Annotated in this window: 14 protein-coding genes; 9 read left to right on the top strand and 5 right to left on the bottom strand. The window is 69.4% G+C overall.

From position 1 onward, the window contains the following. Positions 1-327 precede the first annotated feature (327 nt). Positions 328-1,278, bottom strand: a complete 951-nt coding sequence (locus tag ACGFI6_RS00070) for an ROK family protein (protein WP_393113769.1) — start codon at positions 1,276-1,278, stop codon at positions 328-330. Between the two features lie 234 nt (positions 1,279-1,512). On the opposite strand from ACGFI6_RS00070, the gene nagZ reads away from it, so the two are divergent. Further along, a complete protein-coding gene (gene nagZ, locus ACGFI6_RS00065) occupies positions 1,513-2,991 on the top strand; it encodes a beta-N-acetylhexosaminidase (RefSeq protein WP_393113767.1) in 1,479 nt (492 codons plus the stop codon). Between the two features lie 579 nt (positions 2,992-3,570). On the opposite strand, the gene ACGFI6_RS00060 is transcribed toward nagZ, so the two are convergent. Beyond that, positions 3,571-4,779 carry an ROK family transcriptional regulator gene (locus ACGFI6_RS00060; protein WP_393113764.1) on the bottom strand — a complete coding sequence of 403 codons (1,209 nt, stop codon included), beginning with the start codon at positions 4,777-4,779 and terminating at the stop codon, positions 3,571-3,573. Positions 4,780-4,888: 109 nt separating this feature from the next. Between ACGFI6_RS00060 and ACGFI6_RS00055 the strand changes: the two genes are divergently transcribed. From ACGFI6_RS00055 to ACGFI6_RS00035, 5 genes are all read left to right on the top strand, one after another. After that, entirely contained in the window at positions 4,889-6,547 is a 1,659-nt protein-coding gene (locus tag ACGFI6_RS00055) for an alpha-amylase family glycosyl hydrolase (protein WP_393113761.1), read from the top strand. A 260-nt stretch (positions 6,548-6,807) separates the two neighbouring features. After that, on the top strand, positions 6,808-7,935 hold the full coding sequence (locus ACGFI6_RS00050; protein ID WP_393113759.1) for a Nif3-like dinuclear metal center hexameric protein: 1,128 nt from the start codon (positions 6,808-6,810) through the stop codon (positions 7,933-7,935). 16 nt (positions 7,936-7,951) lie between these two features. Then, the gene (locus tag ACGFI6_RS00045; RefSeq protein WP_393113757.1) at positions 7,952-8,710 is read left to right on the top strand and encodes a zinc ribbon domain-containing protein; all 759 of its coding nucleotides are present in this window, start codon (positions 7,952-7,954) and stop codon (positions 8,708-8,710) included. Then, the gene (locus tag ACGFI6_RS00040; RefSeq protein WP_393113755.1) at positions 8,707-9,822 is read left to right on the top strand and encodes a bifunctional RNase H/acid phosphatase; all 1,116 of its coding nucleotides are present in this window, start codon (positions 8,707-8,709) and stop codon (positions 9,820-9,822) included. Before ACGFI6_RS00045 ends, ACGFI6_RS00040 begins: the two co-directional genes overlap by 4 nt. Positions 9,823-9,892: 70 nt before the next feature. Then, positions 9,893-11,323 (top strand): RNB domain-containing ribonuclease, encoded by a 1,431-nt coding sequence (locus ACGFI6_RS00035; protein ID WP_393113753.1) that lies wholly within the window; start codon positions 9,893-9,895, stop codon positions 11,321-11,323. Positions 11,324-11,373: 50 nt separating this feature from the next. On the opposite strand, the gene ACGFI6_RS00030 is transcribed toward ACGFI6_RS00035, so the two are convergent. Further along, positions 11,374-11,931 (bottom strand): TetR/AcrR family transcriptional regulator, encoded by a 558-nt coding sequence (locus ACGFI6_RS00030; RefSeq protein ID WP_393113750.1) that lies wholly within the window; start codon positions 11,929-11,931, stop codon positions 11,374-11,376. A gap of 53 nt (positions 11,932-11,984) precedes the next feature. Here ACGFI6_RS00030 and ACGFI6_RS00025 point away from each other — a divergent pair, with 53 nt between their 5' ends. Beyond that, positions 11,985-12,470, top strand: coding sequence for a GNAT family N-acetyltransferase (locus tag ACGFI6_RS00025; RefSeq protein ID WP_393113748.1), 486 nt, complete (start codon positions 11,985-11,987; stop codon positions 12,468-12,470). Here ACGFI6_RS00025 and ACGFI6_RS00020 read toward each other — a convergent pair. Further along, on the bottom strand, positions 12,467-13,612 hold the full coding sequence (locus tag ACGFI6_RS00020) for a hypothetical protein (RefSeq protein WP_393113746.1): 1,146 nt from the start codon (positions 13,610-13,612) through the stop codon (positions 12,467-12,469). The genes ACGFI6_RS00025 and ACGFI6_RS00020 overlap by 4 nt on opposite strands. Before the next feature lie 151 nt (positions 13,613-13,763). Between ACGFI6_RS00020 and ACGFI6_RS00015 the strand changes: the two genes are divergently transcribed. After that, complete coding sequence (locus ACGFI6_RS00015) at positions 13,764-14,504, top strand: DUF899 domain-containing protein (protein WP_393113743.1); 741 nt, start codon at positions 13,764-13,766, stop codon at positions 14,502-14,504. A gap of 72 nt (positions 14,505-14,576) precedes the next feature. On the opposite strand, the gene ACGFI6_RS00010 is transcribed toward ACGFI6_RS00015, so the two are convergent. Next, positions 14,577-16,181, bottom strand: a complete 1,605-nt coding sequence (locus ACGFI6_RS00010; protein ID WP_393113741.1) for a TROVE domain-containing protein — start codon at positions 16,179-16,181, stop codon at positions 14,577-14,579. A 365-nt stretch (positions 16,182-16,546) separates the two neighbouring features. Between ACGFI6_RS00010 and ACGFI6_RS00005 the strand changes: the two genes are divergently transcribed. Further along, positions 16,547-18,580, top strand: a complete 2,034-nt coding sequence (locus ACGFI6_RS00005; protein ID WP_393113739.1) for a DUF222 domain-containing protein — start codon at positions 16,547-16,549, stop codon at positions 18,578-18,580. The last annotated feature ends 265 nt before the right edge of the window (positions 18,581-18,845 follow it).

The following is an 18,845-nucleotide window of genomic DNA, read 5'->3' as shown; positions in this document are numbered from 1 at the left end:
ATCCCATCCCTCCTGAGGATCGATCGCGCACGAACCGGTCGGACGTTGCCGAAGGCATGCTGGTTCCCGGCCGTGGGTCGCACGCTTGCGGCGGGGGAGTCGCCTCACCCGCCGCTCACGTGTTCCGGTCGATCCAAGGCCCCCCTCGATCTCCCGTGGACCGCCCGGTCCGAGCCCCCTCGACCGGGCGTGGATGACGGTGCCCCCACCCCATCCATCCGTAGCATCGCTGCGCGTAGGGCTGTTGTTACACGGATTCGCAAGATTCGTAAAAATTGCGCAAAGGTGTGCGGGAGAACCTTTACCGCACCACGGTGACTGTCCGCTTCAGGAGAGCGCGGCCCACGCCTGGTGGGCGGCCCCGAGCAGGCCTGCGTTGTCCAGCTGAGCCGGCACCACGGTGAGGTCCGTGACGAACGGCAGTTGCGCGAGCCGCTTCACCCACGCCTGCACCGGGTCGAACAGCACCGGGCCGGCCTTCGCGACCCCGCCGCCGATCACGACGGTGGTCAGATCGACGGTCACGGCCGTCGCCACGATGCCCGCGGCCAGCGCCTGCGCCCCGTCGTCGAACGCGGCCACTGCAAGCGCGTCCCCGGCAGCGGCGTCGGCAGCCAGTACTTCGGCATCCACGTCCTCGTCCGCGCGCCAGCCGTTCCGCTGCGCGCGGGCGACCATCCGCGGGCCACTCGCGTACGCCTCCACGCACCCGAACGATCCGCAGGCGCACGCCTCGCCGTCCTGGTCGACGACCACGTGCCCGATGTGGGCCGCGTTGCCCGACTGGCCGACGAGCGGCTTGCCGTTGACGACCAGACCGCCGCCGACACCGGTCGAGACCACGATCCCGAGCAGGGTGTGCGCCTCGCGTCCCGCACCGCTCCAGTACTCGCCGAGCGCGAAGCAGTGCCCGTCGAGGCCGAGCGCCACCGGTACGTCGCCGGTCAGCGCCCGGACCTGGTCGACGAGCGGGAAGTTGCGCCAGCCGGGGATGTTCACCGGCGAAACCAGGCCGTGCTGCTGGTCGAGCGGGCCGGCGGAACCGATGCCGACGGCGAGCGGCGCGGCCCCGGGCGCCTGAGCGCGCACGCGACCGATCAGCTCGCCGAGCGCGGCGAACACCTGGTCGGCGCCGCCGGACGGGGTCCGGATCCGGTCGCCGGTGAGAATGGTGCCGTCCGCGGACACCAAAGCGGCGGCCATCTTCGTGCCGCCGATGTCGATTCCCAGCACGGTCTGCCGTGCCACCCCGGTGTCATCCACTGTGTCGTCGCTCATCGTCCCCCCGTCAGGGCGGTCAAGGTCGAGAGACAACGTTATCCGTAGTCGGCCCGAACAGACAGGGGTGATTCCTGATAATCACGGAAAACCCGCAGGAAGACGGCAGTTAACTGCCATGACAGCCCTTGACAACGATAGCCCTGAGGAACGATTGGGCTGCCGAATGTCAGCACCCGGTGACGGCGTGACACCCGGCTGGCGCGTGGACCGGGGGTGCGGGAGGGTTGGGGGATGAGTGATGAATTGGAGCGGGACGCGGCGGGGTCGTTGGTGGTCGGGTTTACCGGGACGTCGGCTCCGGACGAGCTGCGGCGGGCCGTGGCGGGTGGGCTCGGGGCGGTCATCCTGTTCACCCGGAACGTCGCGGACGCCGACCAGGTGGCTGCCCTCACCGCCGATCTGCGAGCCGAACGGCCGGATCTGATTGTCGCGATCGACCACGAGGGCGGCGAGTTCAGCCATCTCGCGCCGGCCAACCCGTGGCCGCTCGCGTCCCCGCGGCTGCTCGGCGACCTGGACGACGTCGACCTGACCCGCGCCGCCGCCCGTGACGCGGCTGCCACCCTGGCGTCGCTCGGCATCGACCTGATGCTCGCGCCGTCGGTCGACGTGAACAGCAACCCGGCGAACCCGATCATCTCCACCCGCTCGTTCGGCCGGACCGCGGAGGTCGTCTCCCGGCACGGCGTCGCGTTCGTCGAGGGCGTACACGAGGCCGGGATCGCCGCCTGCCCGAAGCACTTCCCGGGCCACGGAGACGTCTCGGTCGACTCGCACACCGACCTGCCGCGCGTCGACCGCTCGATCGACGAGGTCCAGGCCGTCGAGCTGGCGCCGTTCCGCGCGACCATCGCCGCCGGCGCCGACGTCGTGATGAGCGCGCACATCATCTTCTCGGCGTACGACGATCAGCCCGCCACGCTCTCACACCGGCTGCTCACCGGACTCCTGCGCGAAGAGCTCGGGTTCGCCGGCGTCGTCACCACCGACGCCCTCGAGATGCAGGCGATCACCAAGAACCGCTCGATCGAGGACGCCGCCGTCGCGTCGATCGGTGCCGGCGCGGACCTGGCGATGATCGCGGTCGGTACGGCGGACCCGCAGGCGCTGACCGCCCGCGTGGTCGAGGCCGTACGTACCGGCGTACTCCCGGCTGAACGCGTCGCTGATGCCGCGGCCCGCGTGCGTACGTTGGCCGCGTCGCTCGGGCAGCGCACCCGGCAGCCCGGTCTGGACGGCGCCCCGATCCGCGAGGTCGCGGCCCGGGTGGTGGCCAGGCAGACCTTCCCACAGCTCGGCGCGGCGCCGTACGTCATCGATCTGACGCAGGGTTTGCATCCGGCCTGGAACCCCTACTTCTCAGGCCTCCCGGAGATCTTCACCCGAGTCGCGCCGGCCGCGGCCGGTGTCGTGCTCCGCGGCGAGCACCACCTGACCGCGAACGCGGAACCCGAGAACGACGCGATCGCCCGCGCCGCCAAGGCCGCTCAGGGCCGTCCGCTGGTGATCGCGGTCCAGGACGCCGGTCGTACGCCGTGGATGCGCGCAGCCCTCACGCACCTCGTTGAGGGTCACCCAGACAACGTCTTCGTCCTCTGCACCGGCATCCCCGAGGACCAGGCCCTCGTCCCAGCCGGAGTCCCCTCCGCCACCACCTCCGGCCGCAACAAGATCGTCCTGGAAGCCATCGCCCGCCAACTCACCCGCTAGCCGCCAACCCCGCTCCGCCAACCCCGCCCACGCCGTTTCAGAGGTTAACCAGCGAAGTTGCCCCTCCACCCCTCGCATGCGTGGGATGAAGGGGCGTTTCAAGGGGTTAACCGGCTCTCCAGTCGGATGTGTGGGTGGACCGACGGCGGACGGGCGTGACGATTCCGGGACGGAACTGGAGGGCTGGCACAGGTAACGACCTATCCACGACGCACGCTGCCGGTCCACCCCCACCACTGCTTGTCCGAACCCACCACTGCTTGTCCGAACCCACCATTGCCTGTCCGAACCCTCCGCCACCGCCCTCGCACGCCGCCCAGTTCACCAGCCAACCGACCAACCGACCGGGCCGGGCCGGGCTGGGCCGGGACATTTCGACAGGTAGTGCACCCCGAGACACCGTACGCGCAACGCACTTTCACGCTCAGGTGCACTACCCACCGGCCAGACACCGACCGACATGTCCTGTCGAACTGTCCGCCCCGCCCGCCGCCCCATCCCGCTGCCCCATCCTGCTGCCCGATCCCGGTGCACGGCTCAGTGAGGGAGTGGTCGGCACCCACACATCGGACACAATGGTTACGTGGGGCGGCAGGTGAGTTCCAGGTCGAGGGCGTGCTGCTCGACATAGTTGAGGGCGTGGCGGACGGCGCCGACCGAGACGATCGCGTCGCCGAGGGACGAGACGGCGACGCGCGGGGGAGTGCTGGTGTAGTGGGCCAGTTGTTCCTCGAGGTCGGGGAGCAGCGCGGCGGCAGCTTCCGCGACCGCGCCGCCGAGGACGACGAGCTCGGGGTTGAAGAGTGTGCCGAGGGTGGCGACCACCCGGGCCGTACGTCCGGCGATGTCGTGAAGGATGCCCTGGGCAACCTTGTCGCCGTCCGCCGCCGCGCGGAACACCTGCTCGGCGGTCACTTCACCGCCGGTGGCGAGTGATCGCAACGACGTGTCCACGCTCGGGTCCGCGGCCGCTGCCGTCCCGCTCTCACGGGCGATCCGGGCGATACCGTGGGTGTCGCCAACGCCTTCGATCAGTTTCAGGAACACCATCTCACCGGCACCGCCACGGCTGCCGTGCAGCAACCGCCCGGAGTCCATCAGCCCGGAGCCGAACCGCTCACCGGCGAGCAGGACGACGAGATCGTCGACGTTGCGGGCCTCGCCGCGCCAGCGCTCGCCGAGGGTCGCGAGGTTCGCGTCGTTCTCGAGCAGGACCGGCCAGCCGTGCAGGTCGGTGAGCCGCGTCGAGAGCCCGGTGTCGAACCGCCGCCAGAACTCGTCGTCGACCAGGATGTTCCCCTCCCGATCGACCGGAGCGGCCACGCCGGCACCCGCGGCGAGGACCTGAGCGTCCGACACGCCTGCGGACCCGAGCGCCTCGAGCACCGTCTCGTGCACGATCCCGGTCCGCTCGCCCGGCGTCTTCACACCGGCCGCGGACCGCCCGGCCTTCGCGACCGTCTCGCCGCGCAGGTCCGAGACCAGCACAGTGGTCTTGGCGGCACCGATGTCGATCCCAAGTACGTACCCGGCCTGGCTGTTGAACTCGAACCGCCTCGACGGCCGCCCGACCGTGGTCCGGCCGGGGTCTAGCTCGACCACCCAGCCCATCGAGATGAGGTCGTTGCAGACCGCGTGCACGGTGGCGCGGGTGAGGCCGGTGGCCTCGATCAGGCCCGTTCCGGTCATCACCCGGGCGCGGGTGAGCACGCCGAGTACCTTGCCCGCGTTCACCCGCCGCAACATCGTCGGCGTGGCCGTTGGCGGGGTTGCCGGTGGTTTCGCCATGAATGCCCCTTGACCTCGTCGTCGTACCGACCGCAGAATACATGCAGATTCTAAATTTAGAGCCTATATATAAACCCCGGGTGACCAACAGATTCCGAGTGAGGCGATCGTGACGAGTCCGCAGACGACCCAAACGGGCCAGACGACTCAGGCCGACTGGTGGCGGCAGGCCGTCGTGTACCAGATCTATCCGCGCAGCTTCGCCGACGCGAACGGCGACGGCGTGGGTGATCTGCCGGGCATCATCAGTCGAGTCCCGTACCTGGTGGCGCTGGGCATCGACGCGGTCTGGCTGAGCCCGTTCTACCCGTCCGCACTGGCCGACGGCGGGTACGACGTCGACGACTACCGCAACGTCGACCCGCGGCTCGGCACGCTGGCGGACTTCGACGAGCTGATCGGCGCGCTGCACGACGCGGGCATCAAGCTGATCGTCGACATCGTCCCGAACCACACCTCGAACCGGCACGAGTGGTTCGTCGAGGCGCTCGAGGCGGCCAAGGGGCACCCGGCCCGGGACCGCTACATCTTCCGCGACGGTCCGGAGGGTGGCGCTCCCGACCAGCCGCCGTCGGACTGGGACTCGGTGTTCGGCGGGTCGGCCTGGGCACAGACCGACGATGGCCAGTGGTACCTGCACCTGTTCGCGGCCGAGCAGCCGGACCTCAACTGGGAGCACCCCGAGGTCCGCGCGGACTTCCTGGAGACGCTGAAGTTCTGGTCGGATCGCGGCGTGGACGGCTTCCGGGTCGATGTCGCGCATGCGCTCGTGAAGAACCTGTCCGAGCCGTTCCCGTCCAAGACCACGCTGCCCCGGCAGTCGGAGTCCAACGGTCAGCACCCGCTGTGGGACCAGGACGGCGTCCACGAGATCTACAAGGACTGGCGCAAGCTGCTGAACAGCTACGACCCGCCGCGGTCCGCGGTCGCCGAGGCGTTCGTGCCGGCCGCTCGCCGGGCGCGGTACGCGAGCGCCGACGGGCTCGGGCAGGCGTTCAACTTCGACCTGCTGCAGGCCGACTTCGAGTACGAGAAGTTCCGGCGGGTGATCGAGGAGAACCTCGCGTTCGCGGAGCAGAACGGGTCCTCGTCGACGTGGGTGTTCTCGAACCACGACGTCGTCCGGCACGCCACCCGGTACGGCCTGCCGAAGAACCCTAAGGGCGGCTGGCAGGACGGCAAGGACTGGCTGCTGAGCAACGGCACCGAGCCAACCGTCGACGTCGCGCTCGGCCTGCGCCGGGCCCGCGCCGCGACCCTGCTGATGCTGGCACTGCCCGGCTCGGCGTACCTGTACCAGGGTGAGGAGCTCGGCCTCCAGGAGGTAGGCGAGCTCCCGGCCGCGAACCTGCAGGACCCGGCGTACTTCCGTTCCAAGGGCGCCGAGAAGGGCCGCGACGGGTGCCGCGTACCGCTCCCATGGACCGTTGGCGGGCTGTCGTTCGGCTTCGGTACGGGCGGAGCGCACCTGCTGCAGCCGAAGTGGTTCGGGGCGTACTCCGTCGAAGCGCAGCAGGACGACACGGAGTCGACGCTGAGCCTGTACCGCAAGGCTCTGGCCGTACGCCGAGGCCTGCGCACCGGGAGCGCGCTGACCTGGGTCGACGAGAGCGACGACGTCCTGCACTTCGTCCGCGCCGGCGGCTGGCAGTGCGTGACGAACTTCGGCGCCGCGCCGATCGAGCTGCCCGACGCCGCGGTCGTCCTGTCCAGCGGTCCGCTCGACGGCGACAAGCTGCCGGGCGACACCACCGCCTGGCTGATCTAGGGCGTGTCTCCCTAGACCTCAGACTCGCTCCGGTCGAGCCGTCCCGAGACGGCCCTCCCCCTGTGGCCGGGGCGAAACCCGCCGGTACGGGTGTTGTGGTGGATGCGGCGGGGCGGCCGCACCTCCACGCCGTCACCGGTACCGGCGGCCCAAGGTTCTGTCTGGCGATCCATCGCCGGACAGAACCTCGTCGTGGCGGGGGCACCGGGCGGTTGCCCCCGTCACGGTCCATGCGGTCGCGCGAATGTCAGGATAAGCGCGTGACGACGCTTGCGGACGTGCTCGCTGTACTCGATCGGCTCTACAACCCTGCCTGGGCGGAGTCCTGGGACGCGGTCGGCCTGGTGACCGGCGACCCGGAGCAGGAGGTACGGCGGATCCTGTTCGCGGTCGATCCGATGCGGGCCGTGATCGACGAGGCGATCGACGGTGGTTTCGATCTGCTCGTCACGCATCACCCGCTGCTGCTCCGCGGGGTGAACAGCGTGGCCGCGACGACGCCGAAGGGCCGCGTGATCCACGACCTGATCCGCGCCGGCGTCGCACTGCACGTCTGTCATACCAACGCCGACAACGCGAACCTGGGTGTCAGCGACGCCCTGGCCGCCGCGATCGGGCTGCGCGACACCCGCCCGCTGAAGGCGATGCCGGCCGAGCCGATGGACAAGGTCGTCGTCGGCGTACCGGTCGCGGAGACGCAGGCGATGCTCGACGCTTTGGCGAAGGCCGGTGCCGGACAGGTCGGCAACTACGAGCGTGCCGCCTGGAGCGTGACCGGCGAAGGGACGTTCCGGCCGCTCGAGGGCGCCAACCCGACGATCGGGAGCATCGGCGACATCGAGGTCGTCCGCGAGGACCGGATCGAGATGATCCTGCCGCGCCACAAGCGCCGGGCGGTTGCCGAGGCTCTGCTCGCGGCGCATTCCTACGAGGAGCCGGCGTACGACTTCTACGAGCTGGCCGAGCTGCCGAGCGAGCGTGGTGGCGGGCGGGTCGGTGTCCTCGCGGAGCCGCTGCCGCTGGCGGACTTCGCGCGGCTGGTCGCGGAGAGCCTGCCGCGGACCGAGCACGGCGTCCGGGTGTCGGGGGATCCGGACCGGACGATCGAGACCGTTGCGGTGGTCGGGGGAGCAGGCGATTCCGAGTTCGACCGGGTCCGGTCGGCGGGCGTCGACGCGTACCTGACCGCGGACCTGCGGCACCATCCGGCCACCGAGGCCCGGGCGTACGGCGACCCGGCGCTCGTCGACGTCGCACACTGGGCGAGCGAGTGGCCGTGGCTCGCGGACGCGGAGCGCCTCCTGCGCGAGGCGCTCGCGGCCGCAGGCAGTACCGTGGACTCCCACATCTCAACTCTCTGCACGGACGCATGGACCCTGCGGATCTGAGTACGCCGCCAACGATTTGAAGGAGCCGACTCTGAACGCCGAGCCCGCCGTCCAACGCCGGTTGCTGGACCTGCAGGATCTCGACCTGCAGCTGGATCAGGTCGCGCACAAACGCGCGTCGTTGCCCGAGCACCAGGCGCTCAAGGAGCTGACCGCCGAGAAGTCCGTCGTCGACCGCGAGCTGGTTACCGCCGACACTGAGGTCAGCGACCTGCAGCGTGAGCAGAAGAAGGCCGACAGCGACGTCGAGCAGGTCCGGCAGCGCCGGTCCCGCAACCAGCAGCGGCTCGACTCCGGTCAGGTCACCTCGCCCCGCGACCTGGAGAACCTGCAGCACGAGATCGGTTCGCTGGACCGGCGGATCTCCGACCTGGAGGACTCCGAGCTCGAGGTGATGGAGAAGCTCGAGGCAGCCGAGGTCGTGCAGGCCGACCTGCGGTCCCGCGCCGAGGCGTTCGCCGGCCGGCAGTCCGAGCTGGAGACGTCCCGCGACACCGTCCTCAAGGAGCTCGACGAGCAGCGCGCCGGCCTCGCCGACAAGCGTGCGGGCGTCGCGGCCGAGCTGCCCGAGCAGCTCATCGCGCAGTACCAGCGGCTGCGCGACCACAACGGCGGCATCGGCGCGGCGCCGCTCGTCGGCAAGCGCTGCATGGGCTGCCGGATGGAGCTCGCACCGTCCGACCTGAACGCGATCAAGGCGGCTGCCCCCGATGCCGTCCTGCGCTGTGAGGAGTGCGGCCGCATCCTCGTACGCACGGCGGACAGCGCGGCATGACCTACACCCACGTCATCGTCGAGGCTGATGGGGGGTCCCGGGGGAATCCGGGGCCTGCTGCGTACGGTGCGCTCGTCCGTGACCCGGTGAGCGGGAAGGTGATCGCGCAGCAGGGCAAGACGCTCGGCATCGCCACCAACAACGTCGCGGAGTACTCCGGTCTGGTCGCGGGCCTCGAGCTCGCCGCCGAGTACGCGCCGGACGCGTCCATCGAGGTACGGATGGACTCCAAACTGGTCATCGAGCAGATGGCCGGCCGCTGGAAGATCAAGCACCCGGACCTGCAGCCGCTGGCGATCAAGGCGCAGGGGCTGGCGCCGTTCGGGACCGAGTGGACCTGGGTGCCGCGCGCCCAGAACTCCGCCGCGGACGCGCTCGCGAACAACGCGCTCGACAACGTACCGATCCCGCTGCAGCCCGCGGACGTACCGGTGGCGGCCAAGCCGGCCGCGGAGCCCTCCGATCTCGAGAAGTCGGTGCGCGGGTGGGGCCCGGTGGCCGAGCCGCCGACGCGGCTGATCTTCCTGCGGCACGGCGAGACCCCGCATACCGCGGAGAAGCGGTTCTCCGGTTCCGGTGGTGACAACCCGGGGCTGAGCGAGACCGGCCGTACGCAGGCGCTGGCTGCAGCCGAGTACCTGTCGCGGGTCGGCGAGGTGGACGCGCTGGTGGTGTCGCCGATGCGCCGGACCCAGGAGACCGCGGCGGCGGTCGCCGCGAAGCTCGGCCTCGAGCCGGTCGTGGACGACGGCTGGCGGGAGGTCGCGTTCGGCGACTGGGACGGGCACACGTTCGCGGAGATCCAGGAGAAGTGGCCGGACGCGCTGAACGCGTGGCTGGAGTCGACGAGCGTCGCGCCGCCCGGTGGCGAATCGTTCGACACCTGCGCCCGGCGCGCACGCTCGGCGCGGGACGGGCTGCTGGCGCGGTACCCGGGCAAGACGGTCGTCGTGGTCACGCACGTGACGCCGATCAAGCTGATGGTGCGATCGGTGCTGCAGGCCCCGATGTCCTCGCTCTTCCGGATGGAGCTGCGCCCGGCAACGATCACCGAGGCGCACTGGTACGCCGACGGCCTCGCGTCCCTTCGCTCCTTCAATGTCGTGCCCTGACGAGCCTTGCGTCCGAAGATCCGAGGGCGATGCACCACGGATCTTCGGACACAACGTCTAGTCTGACCCCATGCCGCTGCAGAGGGTTCGTTTCGCTGAGGATGTGCCGGAGGTCTTTCGCGCATCGTTGCAGGACATCCGCCGGGAGCAGGAGGTGCCCGCGGAGTTCCCGCCCGAGGTGACGGCCGCCGCCGTGGCCGCGGCGCAGAACGCGCGGCTGCCGGAGCTCGACCGTACGGACCTCGAGTTCGTCACGATCGACCCGCCGGACTCGATGGATCTCGACCAGGCGCTGCACATCGAGCGCACCGGCGACGGCTTCACGGTGCACTACGCGATCGCTGACGTGGCCGCGTTCGTACAGGCCGGCGACCCGATCGACACCGAGGCGCGTCGCCGCGGCGAGACCCTGTACGCGCCCGACAAGCGGACCCCGCTGCACCCACCGGAGCTCTCCGAGGGCGCCGCGTCGCTGCTGCCCGACCAGGTCCGTCCCGCCCTGTTGTGGACGGTCGCGCTCGACGCAGCCGGTCAGATCACCGGCGTCACCTGCGAGCGCGCTCTGGTCAAGTCACGTGCGAAGCTCAACTACGCGGGCGTACAGCAGGACCTCGATGCCGGTACGGCGTCCGAATCGCTGCAGCTGCTCCGCGAGGTCGGGAAGCTCCGCGAGCAGTGCGAGCTGGAGCGCGGTGGTGTGAACCTGCCGATCCCGGACCAGGAGGTCGTCACGTCGGACAGCGGCTGGGGCCTGGAGTTCCGCGCGCCGTTGCCGGTCGAGGGCTGGAACGCGCAGATCTCGCTGCTCACCGGCATGGCCGCCGCGCAGTTGATGATGAAGGGCAAGATCGGCATCCTGCGGACGCTGCCCGAGTCGCACGACGATCTGCGCCGCAAGCTCGGCAACACCGCGAAGGCGCTCGGCATCGAGTGGCCGGACAGCCTGTCGTACGCCGAATTCATCCACGGGCTCGACCCGAAGGTCCCCGCCCACGCGGCGATGCTGGCGGCCTGCACGGTGCTGTTCCGTGGCGCCGGGTACTCGGCCTTCGACGGCAGCGTCCCGGAGAATCCGCAGCACGCCGCGATGAAGGCGGAGTACGCCCACGTCACCGCGCCGCTGCGGCGGTTGGTGGACCGTTGGGCGGGGGAGATCTGCGTCGCGCTCTCGGCCGGTGCGGAGGTGCCGGCCTGGGTCCGCGAGTCGATGGAGGAGATCCCGAAGATCATGGATGACGCGGACCGGCGCGCGCACGCGTACGAACGGTCGATCGTCAGCATGGTCGAGGCGGGTCTGGTCGCCGACCAGATCGGCGCGGTCTTCGACGGCGTCATCACGGACGTCGACGACAAGGACGACAACCGCGGCATCGTCGCGCTGACCAAGCTCGCCATCGAGGGCCGCGTCACCGGCACCGCCCTGCCCCTCGGCCAGCAGACCCGCGTCAAGCTCGTCGAGGCCGACATCGCCAAACGCACCGTCGCCTTCGAGCTGGCGTAGCCGCTTGCGTCCGAAGAACTGTGGTGCAGGAGCCCTCGGATCTTCGGACGCTAGCTCTGGTTGAGATAGTCCTCGACGGCGGCGGTGGTGCGGTCGAGGTCGGCGGTGGCGAGAAGGTCGATCAGGGCGCCGCGGAGGATGGCCAGGACGGCGGTGCGGCGGGCCGCGGACTGGTTGGGTTCGCTCGCCTCGAGGAGCTGGAGCCAGTCGTCGACCGTGGAGCGGGCGAAGTCGGCCCACGGGCCGTCGGGCGCGACGAGTGAGCGGCCGTACGCCTCCACCCAGAACGTCATCAGCGGGCGGCGTTCCGGTGCGGCGAGCCAGGTCCAGAGCTCGCGGGCGATGACGGTCAGGCCGGGCGGGTCGTCGTAGCGCTGCTCGGTCCGGCGGAGCAGCTCGAGTTGGTCGGCGCGGCCGCGGGCGAGCAGGGCGCGGATCAGGCCGTCCTTGCTGCCGAACAGGAACAGCAGCACGCGCGGGCTGGAGCCGATCGCGGTCGCCAGCGGGCGCAGCGACAGGTCGCCCAGCCCGTGGGTGAGTGAGTAGGCGTACGCACGTTCCAGCAGTTCCTGCTGGCGCGCGGAGGGCGCTTCCCTTGTCGTCGGCACAGGGCTAGTATCGCCTACTGAAACACTCGTGTCAGTAGGACGGTGGGCTGGGGATGACGAAACTGATCAGGAAGTTGGGACAGCCTGGAGATCTCGGCTGGGTTGTGCAGTCGCATGCGGAGATCTATGCGGCCGAGTACGGCTGGGGCGCGGCGTACGAGACGCTGATCGCGCAGATCGTGTCCGCGTACGCCTCCGACCACGACGACGACCGCGAGGCCGCATGGATCGCCGAGGTGGACGGGGAGCGGGCCGGCAGCATCTTCTGCGTCCGCGGGCCGGATGCGACGACAGCACAGCTGCGGTTGCTGCTCGTGACGCCGGCCGCGCGTGGTCTCAAGCTCGGTGCTGAGCTGGTCGACACGTGCCTGGCGTTCGCGCGCTCGGCCGGCTACAAGCGCATGGTGCTGTGGACGAACGAACCACTGGTTGCGGCGCGGCACATCTATCTCGCGCGGGGCTTCCGGTTGGTGAGTTCAGAAGTACATCAGATGTGGGGCGACAGCCTGCACGGACAGACGTACGAGCTGGATCTCTAGCTCTTGCAGACCGGTGCGCCGGGGGCCGCGGTCTTGTAGATCGCGTGCGAGAGGAAGGTGTTGAGGTAGCCGCTCGTTACGGTGAGGGCGTGCCGCGGGCCTGTACTGCCGAGTGGGAGGAAGCGGCGTAGCGGGTACGCGAGGTAGTAGACGCCGTAGTCGGTGAAGTTGAAGTGTTTGGTGCCGGGGACCGTGGCGCACCACGACGTACCGGTGCTTGCCTTGAGCAACGAGAGGGCGCGGTCGCGGCCGGTGTCGTTCTTGGCGTCCGGTCCGCAGACGCTGGTGATGCAGGAGTCGTCGGCGCCGAGCAGCATGACCGGCGCCTTCACGCCCTTCTTCACCACGTCGCCGAACTGGATGCCGTCCACGTCGACCGCGGCCGCGCACCGCTGGTCCAGCCGGCAGGCCTCCAGCGAGGCGGCGCCGCCGAACGAGTGCCCGATGTACGACGCGCCGACCGCCGGCTCGACCGAGCCCGGGAGCTGCTTGGCGACCATGCCGGCCGCGAACCGGGCGTCGGCTGCCCAGATGCCGACGAGGTGGTCGCCGGTCTGCTGGGAGCCCTCGCTGCTGTCGCCGAGGTTCGGCGGGTTCGCGGCGGGTTTGCTCTCGACGGTCTGGCCGCCGAGGACGGTGAGGTTCGCGCTGTACGTCGGCGTGACGCCGGCGACCAGGTAACCGTGACTGGCGAGGTCCTCGGCGAGGGCGGCGTACATCGGCGCCGACAGGCCCATCCCCGGCATCAGCACGACGACCGGGAACTTGCCCGGGGCGATCAGGACGCGGTCGAGAGCGCGATCCTGGAGGGTGTCGAACGGGCCTTGGAACACCGAGATCGGGGACTTCAGGTGCAGACCGCTCCACTCGCCAGGGGCGTACTGCACGTGCTGGCCGGTGGTGTCCTTCGCCACCGGGTACCAGAGCCAGACCGCGAGCCGCCGCGGGCCGTCCGTGTACGGGTCGCGGCGCGGACTGTCGGTCCATTCGAACGTCCGCCGACCGACCTGGAACCCACCGGTCGTCTCCGGCAACGAGACCGGTTCAGACCGCTGTACGAGGACCCAGCCCACGTACCCGGCCCCGCCCAGGAGCACGACCAGCAGCAAGATCACGACGCTGGTCCGCACCCGCCTACGCATACCCCCAGCTTCTCACTCACCCCGGGTCGCCCGCCGGACCAACATCCCCTCCGCAACCGCAAACACCCCATCCAAGACCTAGCGTGGGATGTCGAACCGGCGGGGTTGGTTCCGACGTACCGGGTGTTCTGTTGGGTGAAGGAGGACTGGGATGAGTTTGCCGGATGTGGTCGGGCGGGACGAGTGGGTGCTGGCGCGGCAGGAGCTGCTGGCCGCGGAGAAGGCGTTCACCAAGGAGCGAGACGCGCTGAACGCACGGCGCCGCGAGTTGCCGATGGTGCTCGTGGACAAGCCGTACGCGTTCACGGGCGCGACCGGCGAGGCGAGCCTGCTGCAGTTGTTCGAGGGACGTTCGCAGTTGGTGGTGTACCACTTCATGTTCCAGCCGGAGTGGGATGCCGGTTGCCCGAACTGCACCGGTTTCGTCGACGAGATCGGGTCGGTGGACGCGATGCACGACCTGAACACCACGTTCGCGCTGGTGTCGAGGGCACCGTACGAGAAGCTGGACGCGTACCGCACCGCCCGCGGCTGGCAGTTCCCGTGGTACTCGTCGTACGGGAGTGACTTCAACTACGACTACCACGTCACGCTGGACGAGTCCGTCGTGCCGTTCGAGTACAACTATCGCAGCAAGGCCGAGTGGGACGCCCGAGCGAACAACGAGCACACGCAGGGCGAGCAGCCGTTCGATCTGCACGGGTTGAGTTGCTTTCTGCGCGTGGGGGAGCAGGTTCACCACACATACTCGACGTACGGCCGGGGGCCCGATTCGATGACGTTCACGATCACGGCGCTCGACTTCACCGCACTCGGCCGCCAGGAACCGTGGGAGAAGCCGGCCGGCCGCAGTGTCCCGTCGACCACGGACTCGGACGAGCACTGCCACTGACGAGCACCCGCGTCGGCGCAGCGCTGGCACCGAGGTGAGTCGGCGGGCGCGCTTGGGTGCGCGTCCGCCGGCTCAACGGGCGAAGTCGGCGATCAGCCCAGGTACTGCGCTGTCGAACCCGGACACGTCGAGCATGCCCGGATCCGACGGATCGGCGATCGTGTTCCACGTGGCGGTCATCGCGACGACGACGAGCCGCGCATCGATCCCTATCACCCGACGGTACTGCTGCAGCGCCTGGTGCGGATGTACGCCGCCGTACCACGTCTCGTTGTCCGTGTAGACGACGAACGTGTCGATCGCGAGCTTCCGCCGCAGCGCGTACTGCATCGGCAGCGAGCAGTCCGTCGCCCCGAACGACAGCCCCGACACCGTACGGATCGCATCGTCCAGCCGCTGCCGCGGGCTGATCGCGAGTCGGGTGAGCTCGGTGTCGCCGAACGCCCGCTTGCTGGTGAAGCCAACGATCTCGTACGACGCCTCGGTCGCGGCCGTCACAAGTGCGAGCGCGGCCGACGCCTCGCGGCACGTGATCGGCAGGCCCGAAACCGGCGACCCCATCGATCCCGACACGTCCAGCGCCAGCAGCGTCCGCTTCCCGGTCGGCTCGACCGCGTCGTACGCACGGTAGAACGCCGCATCGAGCGCATCCACGATCGGCCGCGACGGTGTCCAGGTCTGATCACTCCGAGCACCGCGACCGGCGGAATAGGTGCGCTGAGCAACGAGTACGTTGACCGGGTGCACGCGCGCCTTCCGCAGCCGTACGGTATCCGTGAGCTGGTCCGCGACCACACGCGCCCACGTACCGTACGGCTCGAGCAGCCCCAGCCGGGTGAGCCGGGGGAGCTGCCGAAGCAGCGCGGTCTGCGGGAGCCCGTTCGCGAGCAGCGACTCCCAGATCCGCGGCTCGTTCAGGAACTGGTCCGGGACCATCTCCCAGGACAGGGCGCGGTTGAGTGCCAGTACGTCCGCGACCTCGGTGACGTCGCTCGTCGCCTGGATCCGCTCGAACGCAGCGAGCAGCGGTAGCGCCGAGAGGTCCGCCGTACGTCCGTGGATCCAGTCGAACAGCTCCCGCCGTACGGGCTCCGTCGTCTTCGGGTGCGACAGCCGCAGCAGGTCGCCGTGCGTCCAGCCGTTGCGCTGCCGATACTTGAGCACCTGGTACGCGACAGTGTCCACGGTGCGCTCGGGATCGACGTACCAGTTGCCGATCGCCCGGCGCGTACCGCGACCCCAGCCACCGAACTGCTCCAGGTAGCCGGCGAACGTGAACAGGTGCGTGCCAGTGCGAGCCACCAGCGGTACAGCGGCCAGCGCGGCGCGGCGGCCCTCGTTGTCACCCAGCTTGGCTGCGGCGGCGAGCGCGAACAGGGCCTGGTTCGGCTTCGGCGCGTGGCCGGAAACGGAGATGTCCAGTACGGCGGTCACTACTGCGGCCGTCTGCGTCCGGGCGAGCTCGACAACCAGTGCGGCGTTCTCCTGCGTCAGGTCGCGTACGGAGGCGTAGTACGTGCCGCCGGTCGTACCGAGTGTCAGGAACCGCTGTAGCTGCGCGAGGTTGTCCTGGACGAACGTGTACCCACCGGCGCGGTTCTTCTGCTGACGCGGGTCGGCCTGCTCGTCCTGGCGGGTCTGCCGGGTGCTGATCTGAGCCAGCGGGTCTGTGGACATTTCCTTTCTCCCCTGTCGGTTCCGGACATGACAAGACGAGCCCGGGTGGACGTGGTGCGTCGACCGGAAAGATGCTCTAGCCAGCTGAGCTACATCGGCGAACCGATGGCAGGACTCGAACCTGCGACACTCCACTTATGAGGTGATAACCGATCAACTCCGGCCCACCCGGGCTCGTCTTCTGCCCACAACTCTAGGGCCGCGCCCGCCGTGGTCGCCACGCAATTATTTCGTGGCCCTGGGCAACTGTATGGGTGCCTGTGGACGAGCCGATCGCCTGTGGATAACTTTTCGGGCGAATCGTCTTGAAAATAAGGGCTTCTGGCGTTGGAAAACTGTCGGAGGGCGTGTCTAGAGTTGTGGGCATGGAGATCCTCGGCGCGCGGCCCGTCTGGTCGATGAGTGACAGCGAAGCGCTGTCGGCTCTCGACGCGGCCGTCGCCGAGGAGGCCCGCTTCAGGACGCTCAGGTGGCAGCTGACGGCGAGGCTGGACGCGTCCGGCTATGCGCAGGACCTGGGCGCCGGCGACACCGCCCGCCTGCTGGCCACCCGCTATCGCCAAGACCTCCGCGACACCCGCCGCGAGGTCCGCATCGCCAACCGCCTGACCACCTACCCCGCCACCAGCGAGGCTCTCCCTGACCCGCAGACCCCGTTCCACAACCCCGCACAAGCCACCCCTGCCGACGGTGAGGGTGCTGCCGAGGGCGAGGCTCCTGTCGGCGAAGGGGCTGCCGGGTCCCAGACGGACAGCCAATCAGTGGAAGGTCAACCTGACGCCGGGCGCGGCTGGCGGGTGAGTCCAGCGCAAGCCGCAGCAATCATCGGAGTCCTGGACCAGGTTCCGGACACCGTCCCCCTCGACAACCTCGCCGTCGCGGAGCAAGAGCTGATCGGCCTCGCCGCCACCCACACCCCCGCAGAACTGCGCCGCGCCGGCCGCCTGATCCGCGACCGCCTGGACCCCGACGGTCCAGAGCCCAACGAGAAGGACGCCTACACCCGCGAACGACTGACCCTCAAACCAGCCGACCGCGGCCTGACCTTCGAGGGCTACCTGGCGAACGAGAACGCCGAACTCTTCCGCACTCTCATCCACGCCAACTCCCGCCCGCACAAAACCACCGACGGCGAACCGGACCCCCGCCCCCTCACCAAGCGCCAAGCCGACGCCCTGACCGCCCTCCTCAACACCCCAAGCCAAACCCCCACCGCGCAGCGCCCTACCACCAAGCAGAACGCAGAAGACACGAACAGCGCCGAGCAGCCTGACCTGATGGCTGATGTGCGGGATGCCGAGGGACCTGACCTGGAGGCCGCTGCAGACACTCGCGGCAGCACGGTGCCTGAGGTTGTGCCCGGTCATGGTCCGAAACCGCACATCAGCATCACGATCGACTTCAACGACCTCGCGTCCGCGACCACCGACGCCACCGGCGCCCTGATCTTCGGCGACAACCTGTCAGCCGCGACCGTACGCCGCCTCGCCTGCGACGCCGAGGTACTCCCGATCGTCCTCGGCTCCAAATCGCAACCGCTCGACGTAGGCACCACCCAACGCCTGGTCACCCGCCACATGCGCCGAGTCCTCAACGCCAGAGACAAGGGCTGCGTGGTCTGCGGAGCCCCACCCTCGCACTGCGAAGCCCACCACATCATCCACTGGGCAGACGGCGGAATCACCGCCGTCTCCAACCTCGCCCTGCTCTGCAAACGCCACCACATCGACCTGCACTCCGGCCACTGGCAGATCCGAATCCTCAACGGCACAGTCCAGGTAACCCGCCCCACCTGGTCCACCCCCACCCAGATCCCACCCAACAAATACCAACCACCCACAGCCCAACTAGTCCACCAACCCCCACCGCCCACCCCACCACCGTCCCTCTCCGGCCCCGCACCCGACCCATGGGGCGATGCAGACCTGTCTCCGCAACAGGGCCAACCCTCAACAGCACCGCGTACCGCGCATGACCCGTGGGGCGACGGCGACCTGCCCACGTCGCGTGGCGGCTCGCCGCTGACGGTTGTGGATCCTGCACGCGATCCCTGGGGTGACGAGATGCCGGCGCCTCGGATCACAATGAAGTCGGCGCAACCGACGGCGCCCTGGGCCGATGACGAACTACCCATGTCGCGCGCCGGCGCGGAGTCGTCGATCCCGAAAGCCCCATGGGCCGATGAGCCACTCCCGACCAGGCGTACCTCGCTCCCAGTGGATCCGTGGGGTGATGCTGCAGCGCCGACGCCGGCCGTCGCGCTCAAGGTCGTGCCCGATCCATCGAACGACAGCAAAGAACCATCCGCTGTTCCCGCGCCATCGACCACACGCCCAGATCCGCCGAGCACAGACGCCAGCACCAGCACCAGCACCCGCACTAGGTACGCATCAAACTGACACCCCGCCACCAGCCGTCCAACAGGACGACCATCCCACGGAGCCGGCCGCCGCACGTCGACCCGTCCGCCGAGTCGTGGCAGTTGGCTGCCCCCGCCCCCGCCGGGTCGTGGATTTCGGTTGCCGACACGCCGATCCGACCAACCAAGATCCACGACCCGACGGCGGCAAGGGGACTGTCAAACGAACGGTGTAACTCGGGTTGAAGAGGGTTAGTTGCGTCCGGTGGTGAGGCGGCCGTCGAAGGCGATCTCGAAGGCGTTGA

It is taken from the genome of Kribbella sp. NPDC048928 (assembly GCF_043197975.1).
Taxonomy (GTDB): Bacteria; Actinomycetota; Actinomycetes; order Propionibacteriales; family Kribbellaceae; genus Kribbella.
Note: the sequence above shows the minus strand (reverse complement) of the source record. Positions and strands in the feature narration are given on the sequence as shown.

Excerpts from the sequence above, each read along its gene's own strand:
- ACGFI6_RS00005 (WP_393113739.1), top strand. The coding sequence starts at position 16,547 with ATGGAGATCCTCGGCGCGCGGCCCGTCTGGTCGATGAGTGACAGCGAA.
- ACGFI6_RS00025 (WP_393113748.1), top strand. The coding sequence starts at position 11,985 with ATGACGAAACTGATCAGGAAGTTGGGACAGCCTGGAGATCTCGGCTGG.
- ACGFI6_RS00015 (WP_393113743.1), top strand. The coding sequence starts at position 13,764 with ATGAGTTTGCCGGATGTGGTCGGGCGGGACGAGTGGGTGCTGGCGCGG.
- ACGFI6_RS00040 (WP_393113755.1), top strand. The coding sequence starts at position 8,707 with ATGACCTACACCCACGTCATCGTCGAGGCTGATGGGGGGTCCCGGGGG.
- ACGFI6_RS00060 (WP_393113764.1), bottom strand. The coding sequence starts at position 4,779 with ATGGCGAAACCACCGGCAACCCCGCCAACGGCCACGCCGACGATGTTG.
- nagZ (WP_393113767.1), top strand. The coding sequence starts at position 1,513 with ATGAGTGATGAATTGGAGCGGGACGCGGCGGGGTCGTTGGTGGTCGGG.
- ACGFI6_RS00035 (WP_393113753.1), top strand. The coding sequence starts at position 9,893 with ATGCCGCTGCAGAGGGTTCGTTTCGCTGAGGATGTGCCGGAGGTCTTT.
- ACGFI6_RS00020 (WP_393113746.1), bottom strand. The coding sequence starts at position 13,612 with ATGCGTAGGCGGGTGCGGACCAGCGTCGTGATCTTGCTGCTGGTCGTG.
- ACGFI6_RS00010 (WP_393113741.1), bottom strand. The coding sequence starts at position 16,181 with ATGTCCACAGACCCGCTGGCTCAGATCAGCACCCGGCAGACCCGCCAG.
- ACGFI6_RS00070 (WP_393113769.1), bottom strand. The coding sequence starts at position 1,278 with ATGAGCGACGACACAGTGGATGACACCGGGGTGGCACGGCAGACCGTG.